Annotated in this window: 18 protein-coding genes and 5 tRNA genes; 6 read left to right on the top strand and 17 right to left on the bottom strand. The window is 36.9% G+C overall.

Annotated features, from left to right (window positions below):
* Positions 1-53: 53 nt before the first annotated feature.
* On the bottom strand, positions 54-851 hold the full coding sequence (locus tag HMPREF1495_RS01745; protein ID WP_034211529.1) for an AraC family transcriptional regulator: 798 nt from the start codon (positions 849-851) through the stop codon (positions 54-56).
* 142 nt (positions 852-993) lie between these two features.
* Between HMPREF1495_RS01745 and HMPREF1495_RS01740 the strand changes: the two genes are divergently transcribed.
* The 4 genes from HMPREF1495_RS01740 to HMPREF1495_RS01725 are packed head-to-tail and all read left to right on the top strand — an operon-like array spanning position 994 to position 4,511.
* On the top strand, positions 994-2,028 hold the full coding sequence (locus HMPREF1495_RS01740; protein WP_034211571.1) for a FecCD family ABC transporter permease: 1,035 nt from the start codon (positions 994-996) through the stop codon (positions 2,026-2,028).
* On the top strand, positions 2,028-2,783 hold the full coding sequence (locus tag HMPREF1495_RS01735; protein ID WP_034211527.1) for an ABC transporter ATP-binding protein: 756 nt from the start codon (positions 2,028-2,030) through the stop codon (positions 2,781-2,783). Before HMPREF1495_RS01740 ends, HMPREF1495_RS01735 begins: the two co-directional genes overlap by 1 nt.
* 17 nt (positions 2,784-2,800) lie before the next feature.
* The gene (locus tag HMPREF1495_RS01730; protein WP_034211526.1) at positions 2,801-3,856 is read left to right on the top strand and encodes an ABC transporter substrate-binding protein; all 1,056 of its coding nucleotides are present in this window, start codon (positions 2,801-2,803) and stop codon (positions 3,854-3,856) included.
* 1 nt (position 3,857) lies between these two features.
* Entirely contained in the window at positions 3,858-4,511 is a 654-nt protein-coding gene (locus HMPREF1495_RS01725) for an alpha/beta hydrolase (protein ID WP_034211525.1), read from the top strand.
* A gap of 44 nt (positions 4,512-4,555) precedes the next feature.
* Here HMPREF1495_RS01725 and HMPREF1495_RS01720 read toward each other — a convergent pair whose 3' ends face one another.
* Genes HMPREF1495_RS01720 through HMPREF1495_RS01705 form a run of 4 tightly spaced genes read right to left on the bottom strand, consistent with a single transcriptional unit; the run spans position 4,556 to position 9,836 of the window.
* Complete coding sequence (locus HMPREF1495_RS01720; RefSeq protein WP_034211524.1) at positions 4,556-6,736, bottom strand: alpha-galactosidase; 2,181 nt, start codon at positions 6,734-6,736, stop codon at positions 4,556-4,558.
* Between the two features lie 15 nt (positions 6,737-6,751).
* A complete protein-coding gene (locus HMPREF1495_RS01715; RefSeq protein WP_034211523.1) occupies positions 6,752-7,564 on the bottom strand; it encodes a carbohydrate ABC transporter permease in 813 nt (270 codons plus the stop codon).
* Positions 7,565-7,572: 8 nt separating this feature from the next.
* Positions 7,573-8,463, bottom strand: a complete 891-nt coding sequence (locus tag HMPREF1495_RS01710) for a carbohydrate ABC transporter permease (protein WP_034211522.1) — start codon at positions 8,461-8,463, stop codon at positions 7,573-7,575.
* 59 nt (positions 8,464-8,522) lie between these two features.
* A complete protein-coding gene (locus tag HMPREF1495_RS01705; protein WP_034211521.1) occupies positions 8,523-9,836 on the bottom strand; it encodes an ABC transporter substrate-binding protein in 1,314 nt (437 codons plus the stop codon).
* A 305-nt stretch (positions 9,837-10,141) separates the two neighbouring features.
* On the opposite strand from HMPREF1495_RS01705, the gene HMPREF1495_RS01700 reads away from it, so the two are divergent.
* Positions 10,142-11,038: an AraC family transcriptional regulator gene (locus HMPREF1495_RS01700; protein ID WP_034211518.1), complete on the top strand. Its 897-nt coding sequence runs from the start codon at positions 10,142-10,144 to the stop codon at positions 11,036-11,038.
* Positions 11,039-11,085: 47 nt separating this feature from the next.
* On the opposite strand, the gene hcp is transcribed toward HMPREF1495_RS01700, so the two are convergent.
* From hcp to HMPREF1495_RS01675, 5 genes are all read right to left on the bottom strand, one after another.
* Positions 11,086-12,936, bottom strand: coding sequence for a hydroxylamine reductase (gene hcp / locus HMPREF1495_RS01695; RefSeq protein WP_034211517.1), 1,851 nt, complete (start codon positions 12,934-12,936; stop codon positions 11,086-11,088).
* A 154-nt stretch (positions 12,937-13,090) separates the two neighbouring features.
* Complete coding sequence (locus HMPREF1495_RS01690; protein ID WP_034211516.1) at positions 13,091-13,762, bottom strand: Crp/Fnr family transcriptional regulator; 672 nt, start codon at positions 13,760-13,762, stop codon at positions 13,091-13,093.
* Positions 13,720-14,754: an ATP-binding cassette domain-containing protein gene (locus tag HMPREF1495_RS01685; RefSeq protein ID WP_034211515.1), complete on the bottom strand. Its 1,035-nt coding sequence runs from the start codon at positions 14,752-14,754 to the stop codon at positions 13,720-13,722. The genes HMPREF1495_RS01690 and HMPREF1495_RS01685 overlap by 43 nt, the downstream gene beginning before the upstream one ends.
* Positions 14,751-15,449, bottom strand: coding sequence for a GTP-binding protein (locus HMPREF1495_RS01680; protein WP_007590952.1), 699 nt, complete (start codon positions 15,447-15,449; stop codon positions 14,751-14,753). Before HMPREF1495_RS01680 ends, HMPREF1495_RS01685 begins: the two co-directional genes overlap by 4 nt.
* 14 nt (positions 15,450-15,463) lie before the next feature.
* The gene (locus HMPREF1495_RS01675) at positions 15,464-16,684 is read right to left on the bottom strand and encodes an ABC transporter substrate-binding protein (RefSeq protein ID WP_034211514.1); all 1,221 of its coding nucleotides are present in this window, start codon (positions 16,682-16,684) and stop codon (positions 15,464-15,466) included.
* Positions 16,685-16,936: 252 nt separating this feature from the next.
* Between HMPREF1495_RS01675 and HMPREF1495_RS01670 the strand changes: the two genes are divergently transcribed.
* A complete protein-coding gene (locus HMPREF1495_RS01670) occupies positions 16,937-17,803 on the top strand; it encodes a DMT family transporter (RefSeq protein ID WP_034211512.1) in 867 nt (288 codons plus the stop codon).
* 46 nt (positions 17,804-17,849) lie between these two features.
* Here HMPREF1495_RS01670 and HMPREF1495_RS01665 read toward each other — a convergent pair whose 3' ends face one another.
* The 7 genes from HMPREF1495_RS01665 to HMPREF1495_RS01635 form a co-directional block, all read right to left on the bottom strand.
* Positions 17,850-18,788, bottom strand: coding sequence for a GTP-binding protein (locus tag HMPREF1495_RS01665; protein WP_034211510.1), 939 nt, complete (start codon positions 18,786-18,788; stop codon positions 17,850-17,852).
* Positions 18,789-18,792: 4 nt separating this feature from the next.
* The gene (locus tag HMPREF1495_RS01660) at positions 18,793-19,854 is read right to left on the bottom strand and encodes an NAD(P)-dependent alcohol dehydrogenase (RefSeq protein WP_034211508.1); all 1,062 of its coding nucleotides are present in this window, start codon (positions 19,852-19,854) and stop codon (positions 18,793-18,795) included.
* Positions 19,855-20,157: 303 nt separating this feature from the next.
* Positions 20,158-20,243 (bottom strand) — tRNA-Leu (locus tag HMPREF1495_RS01655).
* 7 nt (positions 20,244-20,250) lie between these two features.
* Positions 20,251-20,324 (bottom strand) — tRNA-Asp (locus tag HMPREF1495_RS01650).
* A 26-nt stretch (positions 20,325-20,350) separates the two neighbouring features.
* Positions 20,351-20,423: transfer RNA gene (locus HMPREF1495_RS01645), tRNA-Asn, on the bottom strand.
* 27 nt (positions 20,424-20,450) lie between these two features.
* Positions 20,451-20,524 (bottom strand) — tRNA-Ile (locus HMPREF1495_RS01640).
* A gap of 19 nt (positions 20,525-20,543) precedes the next feature.
* Positions 20,544-20,615: transfer RNA gene (locus tag HMPREF1495_RS01635), tRNA-Glu, on the bottom strand.
* Positions 20,616-20,695: the final 80 nt, after the last annotated feature.

The raw sequence follows: 20,695 nt of genomic DNA, 5'->3' as shown, positions 1-20,695 counted from the left end.
GAATAAATAAACTTTATTTTATTTATGTATTCGATAATAAGCACCATTTTGCCCTATTTCCTTAATGTTTGACTTGGTGAGATACCAAAATATTTTTTATATAGTCTACTGAAATAAAGCGGGTCACGATACCCCACATTTATAGCCGTTTCAGTAACTGATACCCCCGACAACAGCATATTTACAGCCTTTTTTAGGCGTAATCTTATAAGATAATCTATAGGTCTTATATGGTAAATCTTATTAAATGTATAAGAAAAATGAGCCTTGTTCATACCTGCAATATCGGCCAGATCTTCAAGGCACAAATTTTTATTATAGGATTTTTCCATAAATTCCACGGCATTTTCTATCTGTAATATCTCCTTATTTATCATAGAATATCCGAAAGAACTTAGAATAAGTTGTTGAGCAATAATACTGTTATGCACCTGATCGTCAAAACTTGTCCTCTCTACACCGGCTTTTAATTTCGACAACAATTCTTTTGAAATATCCTGCTTAAAATCAGATATTTTATATACCGAATTCATAATATCACTATAACCATGCCATGGAACTTCAGGATCGTAATATATATTTAAATGTATAAAAGGCTCATCGGAAATTACGTCAAAAGTTATTTTTCTGTTTTTTGCACCGTGAATAACCACATCCGGCGTGGCTGTAAAACTTTTATCATTAAAATCAATCCTTGCCCCACCTTCCAATGTATATATAAAAGCACTGTGAGTAGTGTCATAAGAAATGTGCTCTCCCTTAGTCTTTTCCTGTAGAGAAACTCCTGTAATCAGATATTTTCTGCTGCTGTATTCTCTTTGACAATCCAATAAAAACTCTTTTTCTTTCACAAACCCTCCTTTTATGGACTATATTTTTAATAATAGTCCATATCTTTATATTATTCTATATTCAAATTTTAAAAATATCAATTATAATATCATCGTTAGGTATCACTAACTATATCATATGAAAGGTTTTATAAATATATTTATGTCAAAAAGCAAAAATGACTTTAAGTTTATACTGCTGCTTACGGTGCTGTGTATATTTCTTCTGTTTTCAATGCTTACAGGTGTTTCTCTTGGTGCAGTCAGAATAAGTTTAAAAGATACTTTTAATATAATTTCAGGCAGTATATCAGGCAGTGAAAGTATAAGTGCTTTCTCAAAATCTACAGTTGCCATTGTATTGAATATGAGAGTTCCAAGAGTAATAATGGGGCTTTTTGTAGGAGCAGGATTGGCACTTTGCGGAACAATAATGCAAACCACCGTCAATAATCCCATTTCGGAGCCGTATATACTCGGAATATCCGCCGGCGCTACATTTGGAGCCACTTTATTTATTATACTTGGTCTGAAATCCTTGACCGGAACAGGTGCTTTTTTCGGCTCCGTCATTTCAACCGGTATAGTACTTTTTATAGCATCTCTAGGTAAAAAGATTACTACAACAAGTCTTATACTTTCAGGTGCCGTTGTAAATGCTCTATTCAGCGCATTTTCCAATTTTATCATTTCAATAGGCGCCAATTCAGACAGCATGATGACAATAAAGTTCTGGACTATGGGATCCCTTGCAAGCGCTTCATGGAAAGATATAGACCTACCTTTATTTATTATTCCTGTATCCCTTATATTCTTTATAACACAGTACAGGGTTTTAAATACAATGCTTATGGGTGATGAGGTTGCCGTCACTTTGGGAATAAATTTACATAGATACAGGTTTATATATATGATCTTTATATCTATGATAACAGGAATTTTAGTCTCAAAATGCGGAATAATAGGTTTTGTAGGTTTGATAACTCCTCATATATCAAGAATACTTGTAGGTACCGACCATAAAAAAATAATACCGCTTTCGGCAATTCTCGGCAGTCTTTTTATACTTTGGTCGGATATTCTTGCACGATGCCTTATCGATAAAGCCGAGTTGCCTATAGGAATATTCACATCCTTAGTAGGCGGTCCTTTCTTTATTTATATTGTTATACAAAATCAAAGAAAGGGGCAAAGATAATGGATTTAATTTGTAAAAATATATCATACTCCATAAAGGATAAGAAAATATTGAATAATGTCTCTATAGATGTTCACGGAAATAAATTCTATTCAATACTTGGACCTAACGGATGCGGTAAGACAACTCTTCTAAAAACCATATACAGAATTTTAAAACCTTCATCCGGTCAAATTTTATTGAACAATAAAGATATTGAGAATATTCGTTTAAAAGATTCGGCAAAAGAAATGGCAGTCGTTGCTCAGTTCAATGATATAAATTTTGATTGCAATGTCGGTGATATGGTGATGCTTGGCAGAACACCTCATATAGGATTTATGCAGACTGAAAAACAGATTGATTATGATACTGTAAAGGACGCATTGAAAAAAGTGGGCATGCTTGATAAATCCGATTGCTCCTACCTCTCCTTATCGGGAGGCGAAAAGCAACGTGTGGCACTTGCACGTGCCATTGCACAAAGACCGAGCCTCTTGCTTCTTGACGAACCTACAAACCATCTTGACATAAAATATAAAATCGAAATTTTACAAATAATAAAAGATTTGAATATAAATGTGCTTGCCGTACTCCATGATATTCAGCTTGCATGTAAATATTCCGATTACATATATCTTATGAAGGGAGGTGAGGTAAAATACGAAGGCAGTCCGCAATCAACTATAACCAAAGAATCTATGAAAGATGTATATGACATCGATTGTAAAATATCATGGGCTCATGATAATCAAGCCATGATAGAATATATTTAATTTGAAAGGAATAAAAAATGAAAAAATTATTTAATATTGCTCTTAGTACATGTGTTTCTCTTGCACTCGTAGGATGTGCAACAGCCTCAAACAATACTTCCCCAAGCTCTACTGTAGCCGAAACAAGCTCATCTGTAGCTGAAAGTACTTCACTTGCTGAAAGTTCAATCGCAGATGAAAAGAAGTCTTCTGAAACTGTTTACCCTGTAAGCATTACAACTTATGATGCAGACGGTAAAGAAATTACACAGGTATTTGAAAAAGCTCCTGAGCGAATAATAACCAACAATCTCTCATCTACAGAAATGCTGATCGACCTCGGATTACAGGATAAAATTGTAGGTATGTTAAATCCCGATAATGAAGTTACAGGTGATTATGCCGATGCCATTGCTGCTATACCTCATATCGGTGACAAAAAGAGTGTATCAAAAGAAGTTGTATTGTCCAATAATCCTGATATGATAATAGGAAGAAATATGATGTTCTCAGATAAATCTTTGGGAACAATTGCCGCATGGAATGAAAACTCTATACCTGTATACACTCAAAAAGCATCTGTTTCCAATATGAAGCAAAGTATTGAAAATGTTATTGAGGATATAAGAAATATAGGAATAATCTTCAATGTACAGGAAAAGGCAAATGCATATGCCGATGAACTTGAGAAAAAAATCAATGCAGTGTCATCTTCAGATAAAAACTCAGGTGAATTAAAAAATGCCCTCATCATGTGTGCATACAATGATTCAACCTTCGGTGCTTACAAGTCTGCACTACAGGAAAGTATACTGAATACATTGGGATATACAAATGTTGCAACAGGAACTTCAGATTTGACACTTGAAAATCTTGTCACAATGGCACCTGAAGTAATCATCTATGTCACAAGCGACAGAAATAAAGATTTGGATACAAATGCTGTGGAACTTATGAAAAATAATACTGTTTTAAGTGATGTACCTGCCATAGCAAATGACAAAATCATGACTATCTCATATGATGAGTTTATGGACTACGGTACTTCTTCCGTTAAAGCCCTGGAAGATATAAATACCTTCCTTAATAAATAAAATGTTTGAAACTGAAATAAGCTTACCAAAAAATTATGATAAAACAAAGAGTTATCCGCTTATACTTTTAAATGACGGTGAAATATTCCGTTTAAAAGCTTTAAAAGATAAAGCAATAATTATAGGGTTAAAAGCCGAAAACAGATTGGACGCTTTTACACCTAAGCCTGCCAAAAATATAAGACCCGGTATGCCTGATTTTGGCGGAAATGCAGATAAATATCACCATCTGATTTTTGAAACTTTTTTGCCTGAAATTTTGTCCGAGTACAATATAGATTATGAAAGAATTGTCTATGGCGGATATTCTCTTGGCGGACTTGCGGCAGTATATTCTCTTTCAACTATTGATATACCGGGTATGGTATTTTCACTTTGCGGTTCATTCTGGTATCCGGATTTTATAAAATACTGTGAAGATACCGATTTTAAAAACAAAAAAGCTTCTGTTTATTTGCTGAACGGAAAAAATGAGGGAGATAAACATAATAATATTTTAGAAAATGCACCAAAGATTGCTAAAGATTTACACAGTATAATTAAAGAAAAGATTATGGATGTTACCTCCGTATTTGATAATTACGGACACCATGAAAATCTTGAAATCAGGTATAGCAATCTGTGCATATGGCTAAGTGAAAAACTTAAAGTTTAATACCAAAAAACAGTAAACCGATTCGGCTTACTGTTTTTTTATTACTATACTCTTTTTATTTCAAATCTGAATGACTCATACTCTTCTTTAATTCTTGGAATCAGCACTCCGCCCTTCATCCAAACTTTACCTCTTCTTTTTTCACCTGCTATCTCATAATAAGCATCCTCTTCAAGGCCTCTCGGATAAATATAGATATTTGACTCATTCGCCTCTACAGCCTGTACCACCGCACTTAAAAGACCGAATGATTTATCCTTTGAAAGAACCTGCCAAGCAGTCACTCTTGATTTATCATATGGGCTTGTAATTCTGTAGTAATCGCCTTCATGTATAAGCTCATCATACTTAAGATAGTCCTTAACTTGAGACTTTACCTGTTCCTGCTCTTTTTCAGATACCTTGTTTAAATCAAGCTCGTATCCGAAAGTACCTCCCATGGCTACGGTAGCTCTGGTTTCAAAAGGCGTTTTCCTTGTAGTTTGATGATTAGGTGATGCCGATACATGTGCACCTGCACTTCCTATAGGGTATGCAAATGAACTTCCATACTGTATTTTCAATCTTTCAACAGCGTCGGTATCATCACTTAACCAAATTTGAGGATGGTAATAAAGCATACCGAGATCATATCTTCCGCCGCCGCCTGAACAGCCCTCAAACATAATATTCGGATACTTCCTTGTAAGTTCACCTAGTAAATCATAAAGGCCCAAAACATATCTGTAATGGAACTCTCCCATATTTTTAACAGGAAGTTTTGCTGAATATACTGCAGACAAACTTCTGTTCATATCCCATTTGATATACTCAATATTGGCATTGTCAAGAATCTTTACCATCATATCTTTAATATAATCTCTGACATCTTTTCTGGTAAAGTCAAGGATAAACTGTTCTCTACCCTTTACACCCTTTCTGTTAGGTACTCTGATCATAAAATCAGGATGCTCTCTATAAAGCTTTGTATCCTCATTTATCATCTCAGGCTCAAACCAGATACCGAATTTCATATCTATTGCATTGATGCGATCAACCAATTCCTTTAATGATGAACCAAGTTTCTCCTCATTGACATACCAGTCACCAAGACCTCTTACATCATCATATCTTTCTCCGAACCATCCGTCATCCATAACCAATAGCTCTATTCCAAGACTCTTCGCCTTTGATGCAATATCAAAAATTTTGTCGGCATTAAAGTCAAAATATGTAGCCTCCCAGTTATTTATAAGTATCGGTCTGTGCTTATGTACAAACTCTCCCTGCTGCAAATTTTGTCTTACAGCATCATGGAATGAATGTGTCATTTTCTCAAATCCTGCATTTGAATATGTAAATGCCACCTCAGGAAGTACAAGCTCTTCACCTGCATTTAATATATATTCAAACTGCTCAGGATGAAGACCTACGACAAGCCTTGTCTGATTTACCTGATCTATTTCCGCTTCAATTATAAATGAACCGCTATATACAAATGCAACCCCTACACATTCGCCGAAAGTTTCTGTAGCATCCTTTTTTGCAAGTATTGCAAAAGGATTTTGCTGATGACTTGAAGTACCTCTCTTGCTTTCAAGCACCATCTTTCCGTGCAAAAGCGGACTTCTCTCAAACTCTCTTTCCATAGCATGCTTTCCATGGAAATGTATAAGATCAAAATCACCGTCCACCATATCTATACATGCTGAAAGTGCCTTTCCTATTTTGAGTTCATTTGCAGATGTATTTACTATTCTAACCGCTCTTGTAATGATATCATATTTTTCAAGTACACCATACAAAAGCTCTACTCTTACTCCGCTTACCTTATCTATAAGATTTACTTTAAGACTCTCACCCTCTTCCTCATTCCAAAAAAATGCAGGAAGACCCGGCAAATCATATTTTCCTTTTTTGATTTCACATGAGTCATATTTTAATTCCACTACATTTGTACCGTCAGGATTTATTACCTGAATGCAGTCAACTCTGTAATCTCCGTTTCCGAAAGTAGGATATTCCTGCGGATATACATCCAGAGAGTAACTTCTATCCATTGTCTCATACGGATTTCCGCTAAACCCTCTGTCTATACTGCTTATGCGATAAGACATATCGTCACTGTCTTCTATTCTTTCACCATACCATGTGTGGAAGAGATAACCTAAATCATCAAACTTCATCTGATATGATGTATTCTTTGTTGAAAGAGTAATTAAATTACCGTTTAATTTAATAGACATAAAAACCTCTTAATATTATAATTTTCCGCCCGATGTCGCTATACCTTCTACAAACTGTTTTTGGAATATCAGATATAGAATTATCATAGGGATACAGGCAAGTAGTGAAGCTGCCATCAACTGCGGGTAGTTGTTTGTGTACTGCCCCTGCATTTTTGCAAGTGCTGCAGAAAGCGGCATAACATTCTTATTTACAATCATCGGCCACATCAAATCCTTGTATGCAAAAACAGCTGTGAAGATACCGAGTGCAATCATTCCTGAACGCACAAGCGGCATCATAATAAGCAAAAATGTCTGTCCGATATTGCATCCGTCTATTCTTGCAGCCTCTTCCAGATCTCTTGGAAGTGACATAAAAGTCTGTCTTAGAAGGAAAGTTCCAAAAGCTGATACAAGTCCCGGGAATATCAAGGCAAATATTGTATCAAGCATTCCAAGTTTACTTACCATAAGATACTGTGGAATAATAAATATCTGGCTTGGAACCATCATTTGGAAAAGTACAAGTCCGAAGCACATAGTTTTACCCGGAAAATCAAGTCTTGCCAATGCATATCCTGCTATAGTGGATGTCATTACCGCAAAAAACACTCTTCCCACTATCAGCAATAATGTGTTCAAATATAATTTCATAAAGTCCATATTGTTGATGACTTCTGTGAAATTTGAAGTTATCCATTTTGCAGGAAATATAGTAAACGGATTCACAGATGTAGACTCTGTTACCGTTTTAAAAGCTGTAAGTGCCATCCATGCAAAGGGTACGATCATAGTTATGGATACCATGATAAGTATCACATGAATTAAAAGCTTATTTAATTTCATATATCCTCCTAATTATAATGAACCCATTTTTTCTGTGCCAACATCTGCAATACGGTGATAATAATGATAATTAACAATAAAATTACCACAACTGCAGCTCCCATACCCTTATCCTGGTTTCTGAAAGCATACTGATAGAATAAGAATACTAAAGACTGAGTCTTAGGAAGTGCCGGATTATTTCTGTCCATTACCATGTATATAAGGTCAAATACCATAAATCCGCCTATTACTCTTGTAATACTTACAAAGAATATGGTAGGTGAAAGCAGCGGTATTGTAATATTAAAGAACTGATGTATTCCGCTTGCCCCGTCAAGGCTTGACGCCTCATAGTAGTCACTCGGTATTTCCTGTAATCCGGAAATAAAAAGTATCATATTATATCCGATTATTGACCATATACCTATTATGGCAATAGAATATACAGCCAGATTAGGATCTGCTATCCAGTTTACTTTCAAATGGAAAATATTATTTATAAGTCCGAACTCGGAATTGTAAAGCCATCTCCATACCATTGCCACTGCAGCAGGTGCAGCCACCATTGGAAGGAAGAAAACGGTACGATAAATACCTCTTCCCTTTATTTTTCCGTTTAAGAATACCGCCAGTACCAAAGCTATCGCTATTGAAAAAGGCACTTCAACTATTGCATATTTGAAGGTATTTATAATCGCCTGCCATATCTCAGTCCCTTGGAAAAGTTTTATATAATTTCCGAATCCTACAAATTTATTTCCCTTTCCAAAATCTCCTGTTTTGAAAAAGCTTTGATATATCGTTCTAAATGTAGGGTAAATATTGAGTACCAATAGTCCTAAGACTGTCGGAAACATAAACGCCCATCCCCATCTTAGCTCACTCTTTTGTCTTGGTGTCATCCTACTTTTATTCATATATTCTCCTTATAACAAAGAGCCGCTACAAATGTAGCGGCTCCGGGTAAATGCATCAATTATTCCTGTGACAACAGTTCATTCATATCGGATGCGGCCTTCTTACATGCCTCATCTATACTTACCTTATTGCTCCAAGCCTCTACAAGATTTGATGTGTTCTTGTTTTCCCAAACTACCGTTGCTCTTGAGTGTGGTCTGATTACAAGGTCACTGTCATTTAACATTGTTAAGTATGGCTCAAGGTTGAACTTGTCTGTATTGTTCTTCCACAAATCAGATACACCCTCATATGCTGCCATTGTTACACCAAGCTTTGCCTGCTTTTCCTGATTATCCTTTGTTGAGAACCACTCGATAAGCTTCCATGCAGCCTCAGGATTCTTTGTACCTGCATTAGCAGCCCATCCGAGACCGTTATAAAGGCTTACTCTCTTACCTGTAGTTGCATCCTTTGGAAGTACAGCTACATCACAATTTGCAACAAGATACTCGTTCTCCTTAAAAGGTGCAACCATCCATGAACCCTGTGGGAGCATAGCAATTTTACCTGACTGTAAAAGTACATCTGTACCTGTCTCAGACATTACGCTAGCTTCAGGCATAGCGTCTTTTCTAAGCTTATCAACAAACTCCATTGCCTTTAAAGTGTTAGGGTCATCCATTCCCGATTTTTTCTCATCATCTGAAATAACCTTGCCGCCCATTGAATATACTATATTGTACCATCCGTCCTGGTTGTTTGACGGATTCATAGCTGTACCGAACTGGCTTCCGTCAGGCTTTGTAAGCTTTACAGCAGCATCATAGTACTCATCCCATGTCCAGTTCTCATCAGGATATGCAAGTCCTGCCTCGTCAAACATTGTCTTGTTGTACCAAAGTGCTATTGTATCCACATCCTTTGGTATTGCATATGTCTTACCGTCATTTACATATAATTCCTTAATATCCTCAGGGAATTTATCCATCTCAAGCTTATCGCTTGCCTTGATTCTTTCTGTAAGATCCATAAGGATACCGTTTTCCATATATTTTTGTGACTCATTTGAGTGCATCCAGAATACATCCGGCATATCTCCGCCTGAAGCGCCTGCCTCAAGTAATGTCCAGTATGAGTCCCATGTGATTACCTGAAGATCTACCTGATATCCTGTTTCTGCAGTAAAATCATTGATGATTTCCTGTAATCCCGGCTTTTGTCCGTTATCCCATATAGCAACTGTTATCTTTCCGCCGTCACCGCCGCTTTGTGAGCTGTCTGCCGCTGCAGATGATTTATCGGCTCCACCTGATGATGATCCGCCACAAGCTGCCAAAGATAATACCATCATTGATGATAGTGCTAAACCAAGTAATTTTTTCTTAATCATTTTAAGTCCTCCCTTAAATTTCATGGTCTTATAATAATATAATTATTTTTGTCATGCATTTCAAAATGTTATATAAATTTGTCAATTTGTAATTGGTTTCAAGTTCTTTGTTTACTATTATCTGTTTAAAGCGCATTTATACGATGTTTTAACTTTTATACTATATTCAATGATTGTTATTTCGTAAACTAACTATAAAATTGAATGCACATACACAGATTTAATATTGCAATTAAAACTTCTACAAAATAAAATATATCCTGTGAATATATTTTCAATATGTATTTATATTAAAATGGAGAATTATGGAAGGTACAAATTTTAAACTGTTTAACGATCAGACATTCTCTGATTGCTTTATAAATTTTGCAGGTCATGAAGAATGCAGCCCCGGGCATAGATTCGGCCCTGCTATAAGACCCTGCTATATAATACATTTTATATTAAACGGTAAGGGTAAGTTTTTTTGTTTAGATGTGGAATATGATCTTGGCGAGAACCAAGCTTTTTTAATAGAGCCCAGCGCAATGACTTTTTACCAGGCTGATTTTGAAGATCCCTGGCATTATCTTTGGGTCGCATTTAAAGGTGATAAAGCTGTGGATATAATGAAACGTATAGGTATAAGTTCTGCTAACCCTGTTTTATCCGGTGACAGAGAAAAAATAATAGCTATTACAGAGGCGATACTTAATACGGATTCAAGCGGATTTAAAGAGGAATTAAAAAGACAGTCACTTTTATATGAGTTTTTAAGTGCTATATGTCCCGATACAATGTATTCGGAGTCTTTAAGTCAATCGACAGAGCTTAGGAATAATAATTATCTGGTAAGAGCCGTAGAATTTATTCAGAATAATTTCTACAATCAAATAGGTGTTACCGATGTTTCCTCTCATTTAGGTATAAGCAGAAATTATCTTTTTACACTTTTTAAAAATACCATGGGACATTCACCATCTGAATACCTGACGTATTGCAGACTTAACAGAGCCTGTCATATGCTTGACGACTCCGCTCTGTCTGTAGAAAATGTCGCATATTCATGCGGCTATGATTCCCTATCTGTTTTTTCAAAGGCCTTCAAACACAAATACGGTATGACGCCCTCGGCATACAGAAAATTAAAGTATGAAAATGATAAAATGTCGGATCTTGAGTTTAACAGATTTATAAAGAGAATGGATAAAGATACAAAATAAAAAACGGCCCGGACTTTTAAATCCGGGCTGTCTTTTTATCTATATTATTATCCTAACTGATTTAATCTGCCGATAAGCTCATTTACATCGATACCGTGTACCATAGCGGCCTCTGCAAGTGACTCCATCTGTGATGACGGGCATCCAAGGCAGTGCATACCGATATCCATAAGAACGCTTGCCGCAGCAGGATTCTCTGCAAGAACCTCACCGATAAGCATATCAGGATTGTACTTTCCGTCTGCTGCAGGCTTCTCAGTCTTTCCGAAGAAAAGCTCGATATCATCCTCAACTGTTCCGATACCTGCAATACCGAAGTTCTCAACCAATACCTTAGCTACATTTGGTGAAAGGAATCCCGGAAGTGTTGGTCCGAGGTGAATGTTCTTTACACCTAAGTATAACAGTGCAAGTAAAACGATAACGGCCTTCTGCTCATACCATGCAATATTGAACTCAAGAGGAAGATCATTGATATCTTCAAGTCCGAATACTTCCTTAAGTTTAAGTGCGATAACTGCCAAAGAGTAAGAGTCATTACACTGACCTGCATCAAGTACTCTCGGAATACCACCGATATCACCAAGGTCAAGCTTATTGTACTTGTACTTAGCACATCCTGCTGTAAGAATAACAGCATCCTTTGGAAGAGCCTTAGCAAAATCTGTGTAGTAATTTCTGGCCTTTGAACGTCCGTCACAACCTGCCATTACAACAAACTTTGAAATAGCACCTGACTTAACGGCATCAACCACCTTATCTGCAAGTGCAAGAACCTGTGCATGTGCAAAACCGCCTACGATATTTCCGCTCTCAATCTCTGTTGGAGGTGCACACTTCTTAGCCTGCTCGATGATCTCTGAGAAATCCTTCTCCTCACCGATATCACCTGCGATATGCTTACATCCCGGATAACCTGCTGAACCTGTTGTATAAAGTCTGTCAATATAGCTTGCCTTAGGCGGTACTATACAGTTTGTAGTCATAAGGATTGGTCCGTTAAAGCTCTCAAACTCTTCTTTCTGCTTCCACCATGCATTACCGTAGTTACCCTTAAGGTTTGGATACTTCTTAAGCTCAGGATAATACTGACCTGCAAGCATCTCTGAGTGAGTATAAACATCAACTCCTGTTCCCTGTGTCTGCTTTAAAAGCATCTCAAGATCTCTTAAGTCATGTCCTGAAACAAGGATACCCGGATTTGTACCTACACCGATATCAACTGTTGTGATCTCAGGATTACCGTAAGCTGTTGTGTTTGCCTTATCAAGTAAAGCCATTCCGTTTACACCGTACTTACCTGTCTCAAGTGTAAGTGCTACTAAATCATCTGCAGTTAAGCTGTCATCAAGTGTTGCAGCCAATGCTCTCTGTAAGAATGCATCTACCTCACCGTCATCCTGTAAAAGTGCATTTGCATGCTTTGAATATGCTGAAAGTCCCTTAAGACCGTATATAATAAGCTCTCTAAGGCTTCTGATATCCTCATTTTCTGTTGCAAGAACACCTACTGTAGCAGCCTTTGTAAGATACTCACTCTCATCATATGACTCCCAAAGAGCAGCCTCAGGAAGATTGTCCTTGTTTGAAAGTTCATTTAAAAGTTCCTTCTTAACATCAAGAGTCTTCTTGATTCTTGCAATAATAGCATCATTATCAAAGTTTGCATTTGTAATTGTGATGAAAAGGTTTAAAGTAATAAGGTGGTTTACTTCCTTGCTTATTTCTTTTCCTTCTGCACGAAGTCTTGTTGTAACTGCTGATATACCCTTACTTACATATATAAGCAAGTCCTGCATATTTGCAACTTCCGGCTTCTTACCGCAAACACCTACCTGAGTACAGCCTGTATTTCCTGCTGTCTCCTGACACTGATAACAAAACATTTTGTTTTCCATTTTTTACCTCCTCTTACTATGACTGTTTTACAGTCTATGAGCAATCTGTCTTTACAGATTTAAATTTATTTTCTCTTGCATCCTGTGCATGAGTGTATAATAGCAGAAATAAAATCCAAAAACTGTAACTTTGGTTACTGAGCAATGTTTTTTTTTAAAGACTTTTCAGTCCTTCCAGATTTTTTACTATAAGGTCTTTTCTCACAACCTTTATATAACCGTCTTCCTGCATTTTCATAAGCTCTCTTGAGAGTGAAGGTCTTGCGGCATTTAAAAAATCCGCAAACTCTTCTCTGCTCATCTTTAAAGTAACTCTGTCTCTGTCATTCATATTCTGCAATATAAATCTTGCAATCTTCTGCTTCAATGTTGAACATGACAGCACCTGTAATCTGTTATTTAAATAGTATGTCCTCTCCGCAAATATTGTGAGCAAATTTGAGAGCATTTTATTTTGAAGTGCTGAAGGCTTATCCCCAAGTCTTGTAAGATACTCTTTGGGTATCTCCAAAATCTTACTTGGCGAACTTGCACATGCATAATTTGCATACTCATCATGATTTAAAAACAAAAAAACCTCTCCGAAAAGCTCTCCGGGGTTTGAAAACATACCTAATATACTTCTTTTTCCGTTCACGGAGTCATTTCCTACAGATACACTACCCTCAACCAACATGGTAATGTATCTTGGTTTGTCTCCCTGATTGAAAATCATCTCACCTTTTCTGAAACCGAGGATATCGGCCTTTGCCTCTTTTAAGCAAAGATCTATCTCTTCTTCAGTCATTCCCCTAAAGAGTGGGGACTGTGTATAACTTCCTGACATATATCTCCTTCAAGCGTCATACCCGCACGCAACCTTTTTCTAGATTCTTGCATAATTCCGTCAATATAATTCAGTTGCACTAAAACTTCTTTTTCTTCTGCCGTAGTTTCTATTATCTTATCAATTCCACCGTTTTTGATAACGATTCTCTTATCCGCCATCAATGCCAACAGAGGATCATGAGTAGCCATAAGGACTATCTTATCCTGTGATATCAAAAGGTCTAAAGCCTTCTTTCTGTCTATTCCGGCATTTTCAATCTCATCAATCAAAACGATTGGTGAAGAACTTAGAACTGCCGTATCCGCAATCATAAGAGCTCTGGATTGACCTCCACTTAGAGCTGTAACTGCTGTCTCAGGTGCAAAACTTTCTCCGGCAAGTTTATTTGCTTCATGTAGGATCTTTTCAACTACAGTCTCGATGTTTTCGACCATTCTGCTTTCCGCATGCATGGTTATAAATTCACGGGCTGTAAGATCCATAACAAAGTTCATATTTTGTGACAATTGTGCAACCAATTTATTATTTGTAGAATATCGCCATTTCGGATCCGGCTTTTTACCATTTATATATATGGTTCTACCGGTAGGGGTATCATTTTGTGCTGCCCATTCAATGTCAGCCAACAATCTACTCTTTCCGGATCCTGTAGGTCCAACTATAGACACAATTTGTGAAGAGAAAATGTCAAATTTTTCACAATTTTCTCTTTCTCCACTTTTGTTATGACCTGGAAAAATAGTTAAACTTTCTATTTTTTCTTTATTATCACCAAGGAATTGTAGCATTTGCTTGATGAATGTGTCAAGCTGGATTTTTAATTCATCCTTATTTATTGCTGTTTCTTCAAGTTCTTCTTCGGTAAATCCATCCAAAAATTCAGAAAAAGTTGCATCCAAACTTTCAGTGATATCAAAGCCTGCGCTCTCAAAGAAATCTGTAGCAAAAGGATATTTTTCCAGTAACTCTTTTAATTTTATTTCACTCATTTATTTGCCTCCCATTGCATCTTCTTGGTATTACCTAATTGGTAATCTTCTCCTATTCTGGTTTCTCCCAGACAATAAGAGCACATTGCCGAAGGCATTGCAAACCTGAGCTTCATTCCCTGTACCGACTCAATATTTACTTCATTGTCATATATTAATGTAGACAACTCGAATGCTCCCTGACCGCTGAGTCCGTTTACATTCATTACCATGGCTCTCGGATTTACCGCACTTACTCTACCGCTGAATACTTCTCTCTCCGCCTGACTTACTATATCTCCCTTTGTTATGACTACGATATCCGCCGCCTTTAACATAGGTCCTATTTTTTTAGGTGTATTTATACCTGAGAGATTATCTATTACACATACACCTTTTATATCTGTAATATAAGGTGAACAGCGATTACAAAGTCCTGCCGACTCTGTAATAAGCAGATCCAGACCTTGTTCCCTTCCCCATTTCACAACATCTTCGATATTTGATGCAAAGAAATGATCGGGACAAAGTCCTCCCGAAAGTCCTTTCTTTACAGGAATGTTTGCCTTTTCATATATGATATCGTCATCGGTATATAAACAGTCAAACTTTACAACTCCCGCCTTTATACCTCTATCCTTCATTGCTTCAATAGTTTTTAAAATAACAGAGGTCTTTCCCGATGAAGGAGGACCTGAAAATATAACTAAATTCATATATTAATCTCTCCTTATTCTGTCTGACCGTAAAACCATTTTTCAGTATTTGAAAGGATTTCTCCGATATCGTTTGAATGAATAAACTCCCATCCTGCCCAAAGGAAGTTTTGATCTTCTGCAAGTTTATTATCATATTCAGGATTTGTCTGTGGGAATTTACCGTCTGCACCCAATATATCCGCCACTTCTTTTGATAACAGAAAATCTATTAAAGGCTCACTGTTTTCATAATTTTTCTTTCTTGTCAAAAGGAATACAGGACTTATTATAGCTCCGTCCTTCGGCCAAACCACTGTAAGGTTTGAATTTTCCTTTATGGTCTTTGAGAAGAAATAAGGCATAATACTTACTACAGGTGTATTGAAATCTTTTCTTCCTCCGGTCTTTACCATCTGTGCCGGATGCATAGACTTTAAAAGACCTCTTCCAAGCGCCTCAACGGCTTTTCTTCCGTAATTTGAATATATTCCAAGCATAATCGCATTAAACATATCCAAATCCGAAGTAGGAAGCGCTATGGAGTTTTCAAATTCAGGCTTAAACAGATCCTCCCATGAGGTTGGTAAACTTCTGTCTCCCAGTACATCCTTATTTACAATAAAAATTGCAGGAACAACGCCTATTATAGAATATTCTCCTTTCGGATCCTTTAAGGAAATCATTCCGTTATCTAGAGATTTATTTAATTTTCCCTGTCTATAATCTACAAAAACACCCTTATCTCTAAACTTGCCCATCAATTTCTTATCAAAAAACAAATTAAATCCTGCCGACATATATACATCCGACAAATCGTCTTCCGTCTTTGCATTCCTTATTTCTTCTTCAATAACTTCCATTCCCATACTTGCGGCATTCAGATTGTAGTTTATTTCATAGTCCTGACTTTCCACAAACTTTTCAAACTTTTCTATAAACTGCATTCTTACAGGACATGGCAATATTCCCTTTATAGAGGTCTTTGCATTTTCATCCTGATTTCTTACAATACCGTTATTATCAGACATTACAGTCTTTCTCTCAATGGCCTCTACGAGTTGCTTTTCAAATACCTCAACATTAATATTCTTACTCTTTAAAGCAGTTTCAAGACTGAGAAGTTTTCCCATTGATTTTCTCATCATATCATTCTTTAAATTCTCAAATCCTGCCCCTGCCAATACTTCTATAAGCTCCGGGTACTTTTCTGTAACATCATATACTTTATCTTTTATATCAAAGTATTTATTCATATAAACTCCTTTAACTGATTAAACAAAGCCGGATAAGTAAGTTCCGACTAATACTATAGGTAAATCATATTCTAGTTTGAGTACAGAAAAAAATCTGTAACCGATGTTAAAACAAACGAGTATTTATTTTGTTTATTGTATACAATATTCAGCTTGATAGTCTAAAAAGTTGTTTTAGGAAATATATATTTTACAACAAATATGCGTTATAATAAAGCTTATATCAATATTTTTTATTATTTGGGGAATAAAATGAATAGAGAAAAGATTCAGGCTTTTTTGGCATTATTTACTGCTACATTTTTCTGGGCTTCAGCCTATATTTTTGTAAAACAGCTTTTAGAAGATGTGTCACCTTATATGATATTGTCTTTAAGATTTTCTTTTGCAGCAATAATACTTGTATTTATTTATAATAAAAAGCTCTTGAAGATAAATTTTGAAATATTAAAAGCCGGTATAATAATGGGAATATTTCTTTTCGGAGAATTTTTTACATTTACAGTCGGCTTACAGTATACAACAACTTCACGCTCATCTTTACTTATTGCATCATATATTATACTCCTGCCCCTTGCATACCTTCTTATAATGAGAAAAAGACCCTCATTATCCGATATAATTGTTTCAGTCACCTGCATGATAGGCGTATTCTTTATTTTAGGTAATAATCTTGAAAGCTTTCATATCGGTGATATATATTGTATACTTTGTGCTGTTGACTATGCTTTGTATATTGTTATTTCATCTAAGTACTCAAAACTTTATGATTCCGGCATATTGAATGTATTGCCGGTTTCCACTACGGCTGTTCTTTCTATCCTGTCATTAGTTTTAATCGGAAATAACAGTTTTGCCTTAAATCTTTCAGACAGCTTTCAGTTAATATATCTTACCGTATTTTGTACAACCTTACCTTTCTTTTTAATACTATATGGTATGAAACATGTATCCGCCACAACAAGCGGAGTATTGCTCTCTCTTGAAAGTGTGATGGCTGCGGTTATGGGAATAATACTTTTACACGAGTCTTTTACTCCGAATCTAATTATAGGTGGAGCAATTGTAATATTTTCATTTATACTGTCCGAAGTTTTACCTAAGATTCTTAAGAATTGAATCGGATATATTTTATTAAAGCAAAAAGGGCCGATAATCAGCCCTTTTATCTTTTATACGCCCCAAACGGCAATATCTTTACATTCTTAGAATTTTCAAATAATACTTTTCTTATTTTTTGTTTTCTGATTCTGTTTCCTATAAATACAGCTTTTGAATCCTCAGAAGATTCTGTTAAAAGAAGTGCATATCTACCGCCTGCCACATCAAAAGTGATGTTTCCTGAATCTGTTGATATATTACCTTTAGCCCTGATAATATCACCATATTCTCCCCTTATGATATTTTCCATAAAACATACAAAGCTTCCTATACCTGATGCCTTTACTTCAGATAAAGAAAATGTATCAAGCATAGCCGATGTATCATCGGTCTTTTGTACAATCTTTTTACTTCCGTCCGGATAAGTGCAAAGAATCTCATCCCACCACTCCGTCCGGTACTCCGAATAATGTCTGTCTGTAACAACAGCTTCCGGATCTATACTTTTAACCTCGTTTATCAGTGAAGCTCTTTCTCTCTCTGAAAGGTTTTCAGTCTTTGAAAGTATTACCTGACCTGCACTGCATATCTGATCTTTGAATATATCCGGAAACTCATTACCGTAGCTTCTTATCCCCTCTATATCCAATATACATATCGGGGATAAGAGCCTTATTTTTTCATATTCTATCCTTTGCAGATTCTTGATTATATTTCCAAGCTTAGCCACACCTGTCGGCTCTACAACCAAATAGTCAGGAGAAATGGTATTTGCAATGGTTAAAACCGACTGTGCAAAATCCTGTTTTGTAGAACAGCATATGCAACCTTCCGTCAGTTCCCAGATATTTATAGTCGAATCTTGAAGCCTTTCACCGTCTACACCAAGATCTGAGTATTCATTTTCCAGAATAGCAAATTCCTTACCGGTCTTTTTTGAAAGAGCCTTTATAAATGTAGTTTTCCCGGCCCCTAAAAAACCGGATACAATCAAGATATCCATGGGATTAATCTTCTATCTTAACTACAGGTTTAATAAGATCATCCGGCTTATCCCTCATCAAGAACAAAGCTTCTTCGATATGATCAAATCCGTTAAACACATGGCTGCTAAGAGGTGCAAGGTCAAGCTTACCTGCAGCTACCAATGAACCGAGCTTCTCCATACGAAGTCTACCACCCGGCATAAGTCCTCCATTGATAAGTTTATGTCCCATTCCTACTCCCCACTCTGCACGTGGAATAGCAATGCTCTCACCTTCACCAAGGTAGTTTACATTTCCGATTCTTCCGCCCGGCTTAAGACATTTAACAGCCTCTGCAAATGTATCTACAGTACCGCCTGCAATGATAATCTTATCAACTCCCTTACCTCCGGTCATATCAAGAACCTGCTTATCGATAGGTCCTTCTCTGTATCCGATAAATTCTGTTGCGCCATAGAATTTAGCGGCATCACGGCAAACTTTTCTTGTTCCTACACCGATAATTCTTGAAGCACCACGAAGAGCTGCGCCTGCAACCGACATAAGACCTACAGGTCCGATTCCGATTACCAAAACCGAATCACCATACTGAACATCTGCAAGCTCTGCACCATGAAAACCTGTAGGAACCATATCTGAAAGCATACATGCATCTACAGTATTTATACTTGACGGAAGTAAAGCAAGGTTTCCGTCAGCATCGTTTACATGGAAATACTCTGAGAACACACCGTCTTTGAAGTTTGAGAACTTCCATCCTGCAAGCATTCCGCCTGAGTGCATAGAAAATCCTGCCTGAGCTTCAAGTGAATTCCAGTCAGGTGTAATTGCAGGTACCAAAACTCTGTCACCCGGTTTAAAATCTTTTACCAATTCACCTACTTCTACAACCTCTGCACAACCTTCATGTCCCAATATCATGTTATGACGCTCACCGATAGCACCTTCCCAAAGTGTATGTACGTCTGAAGTACATATAGCGAGTGCCAACGGTCTACATATAGCATCCATAGGACCGCATTTCGGTCTCTCCTTCTCAATCCATCCTGACTCGCCGATCTTCAGCATTGCATAACCCTTCATATCATTTCCTCCTGGTATAATTGTTTTGTCCTTAGGCATTTGGGATATGATACTTTTTAAACTATCTCCCGCTCCATTTATATGGACATATCCTTGTTAAAGAATTAACTATATTATATCAAAAGTATACAATAAAATCAATATATTTATATTATTATTTTTAGATTTCTATACTATTTTAGTATACATTACTTTGACATATTATTGACAGCATTTTATATAAGACAAGATCACAGATAAATTAAAAATAAACACAAAAAAAGCACAAATCCTTTATTATAAGGACTGTGCTAAATTTCAAACTGCCGCAGACCGGAATCGAACCGGTACGGGTATTTCTACCCACGGGATTTTAAGTCCCGGGCGTCTGCCTGTTCCGCCACTACGGCATAAAAGCGACCCGAATCGGACTCGAACCGACGACCTCCGCCGTGACAGGGCGGCGCTCTAACCAACTGAGCCATCGGGCCATAATATTAAGATATAAATATCTCAGCTCCCTGAGTAGGACTTGAACCTACGACACTGCGGTTAACAGCCGCATGCTCTACCGACTGAGCTATCAAGGAATATTGCCCTTAGAAAACTAAGGGCAGTGGAGCTTCAGGGACTCGAACCCGGGACCGATCGGTTATGAGCCGATTGCTCTAACCAACTGAGCTAAAGCTCCCAATAAAGGCTTTCGCCAATGACCCCAACGAGATTTGAACTCGTGTTACCGCCGTGAAAGGGCGATGTCTTAACCGCTTGACCATGGGGCCGAATACTGTGATATTCTACTCTGTGAAGAATAAATTGTCAAGTATTTTTTATAAAAGGGAATGCACCCTCAAAACTGCCT

The sequence above is a fragment of the Lachnoanaerobaculum sp. MSX33 genome, assembly GCF_000512995.1.
Taxonomy (GTDB): Bacteria; Bacillota; Clostridia; order Lachnospirales; family Lachnospiraceae; genus Lachnoanaerobaculum.
This window is presented reverse-complemented; position numbering and strand designations above follow the sequence as displayed.

What these genes read in the sequence shown, in the direction of transcription:
- HMPREF1495_RS01675 (WP_034211514.1), bottom strand. Translation starts at nt 16,684, where the DNA reads ATGAATAAATACTTTGATATAAAAGATAAAGTATATGATGTTACAGAA.
- HMPREF1495_RS01670 (WP_034211512.1), top strand. Translation starts at nt 16,937, where the DNA reads ATGAATAGAGAAAAGATTCAGGCTTTTTTGGCATTATTTACTGCTACA.
- HMPREF1495_RS01725 (WP_034211525.1), top strand. Translation starts at nt 3,858, where the DNA reads ATGTTTGAAACTGAAATAAGCTTACCAAAAAATTATGATAAAACAAAG.
- HMPREF1495_RS01685 (WP_034211515.1), bottom strand. Translation starts at nt 14,754, where the DNA reads ATGAGTGAAATAAAATTAAAAGAGTTACTGGAAAAATATCCTTTTGCT.
- HMPREF1495_RS01705 (WP_034211521.1), bottom strand. Translation starts at nt 9,836, where the DNA reads ATGATTAAGAAAAAATTACTTGGTTTAGCACTATCATCAATGATGGTA.
- HMPREF1495_RS01660 (WP_034211508.1), bottom strand. Translation starts at nt 19,854, where the DNA reads ATGAAGGGTTATGCAATGCTGAAGATCGGCGAGTCAGGATGGATTGAG.
- HMPREF1495_RS01710 (WP_034211522.1), bottom strand. Translation starts at nt 8,463, where the DNA reads ATGAATAAAAGTAGGATGACACCAAGACAAAAGAGTGAGCTAAGATGG.
- HMPREF1495_RS01690 (WP_034211516.1), bottom strand. Translation starts at nt 13,762, where the DNA reads ATGTCAGGAAGTTATACACAGTCCCCACTCTTTAGGGGAATGACTGAA.
- HMPREF1495_RS01680 (WP_007590952.1), bottom strand. Translation starts at nt 15,449, where the DNA reads ATGAATTTAGTTATATTTTCAGGTCCTCCTTCATCGGGAAAGACCTCT.
- HMPREF1495_RS01735 (WP_034211527.1), top strand. Translation starts at nt 2,028, where the DNA reads ATGGATTTAATTTGTAAAAATATATCATACTCCATAAAGGATAAGAAA.
- HMPREF1495_RS01665 (WP_034211510.1), bottom strand. Translation starts at nt 18,788, where the DNA reads ATGGATATCTTGATTGTATCCGGTTTTTTAGGGGCCGGGAAAACTACA.
- hcp (WP_034211517.1), bottom strand. Translation starts at nt 12,936, where the DNA reads ATGGAAAACAAAATGTTTTGTTATCAGTGTCAGGAGACAGCAGGAAAT.
- HMPREF1495_RS01740 (WP_034211571.1), top strand. Translation starts at nt 994, where the DNA reads ATGTCAAAAAGCAAAAATGACTTTAAGTTTATACTGCTGCTTACGGTG.
- HMPREF1495_RS01720 (WP_034211524.1), bottom strand. Translation starts at nt 6,736, where the DNA reads ATGTCTATTAAATTAAACGGTAATTTAATTACTCTTTCAACAAAGAAT.
- HMPREF1495_RS01715 (WP_034211523.1), bottom strand. Translation starts at nt 7,564, where the DNA reads ATGAAATTAAATAAGCTTTTAATTCATGTGATACTTATCATGGTATCC.
- HMPREF1495_RS01730 (WP_034211526.1), top strand. Translation starts at nt 2,801, where the DNA reads ATGAAAAAATTATTTAATATTGCTCTTAGTACATGTGTTTCTCTTGCA.
- HMPREF1495_RS01700 (WP_034211518.1), top strand. Translation starts at nt 10,142, where the DNA reads ATGGAAGGTACAAATTTTAAACTGTTTAACGATCAGACATTCTCTGAT.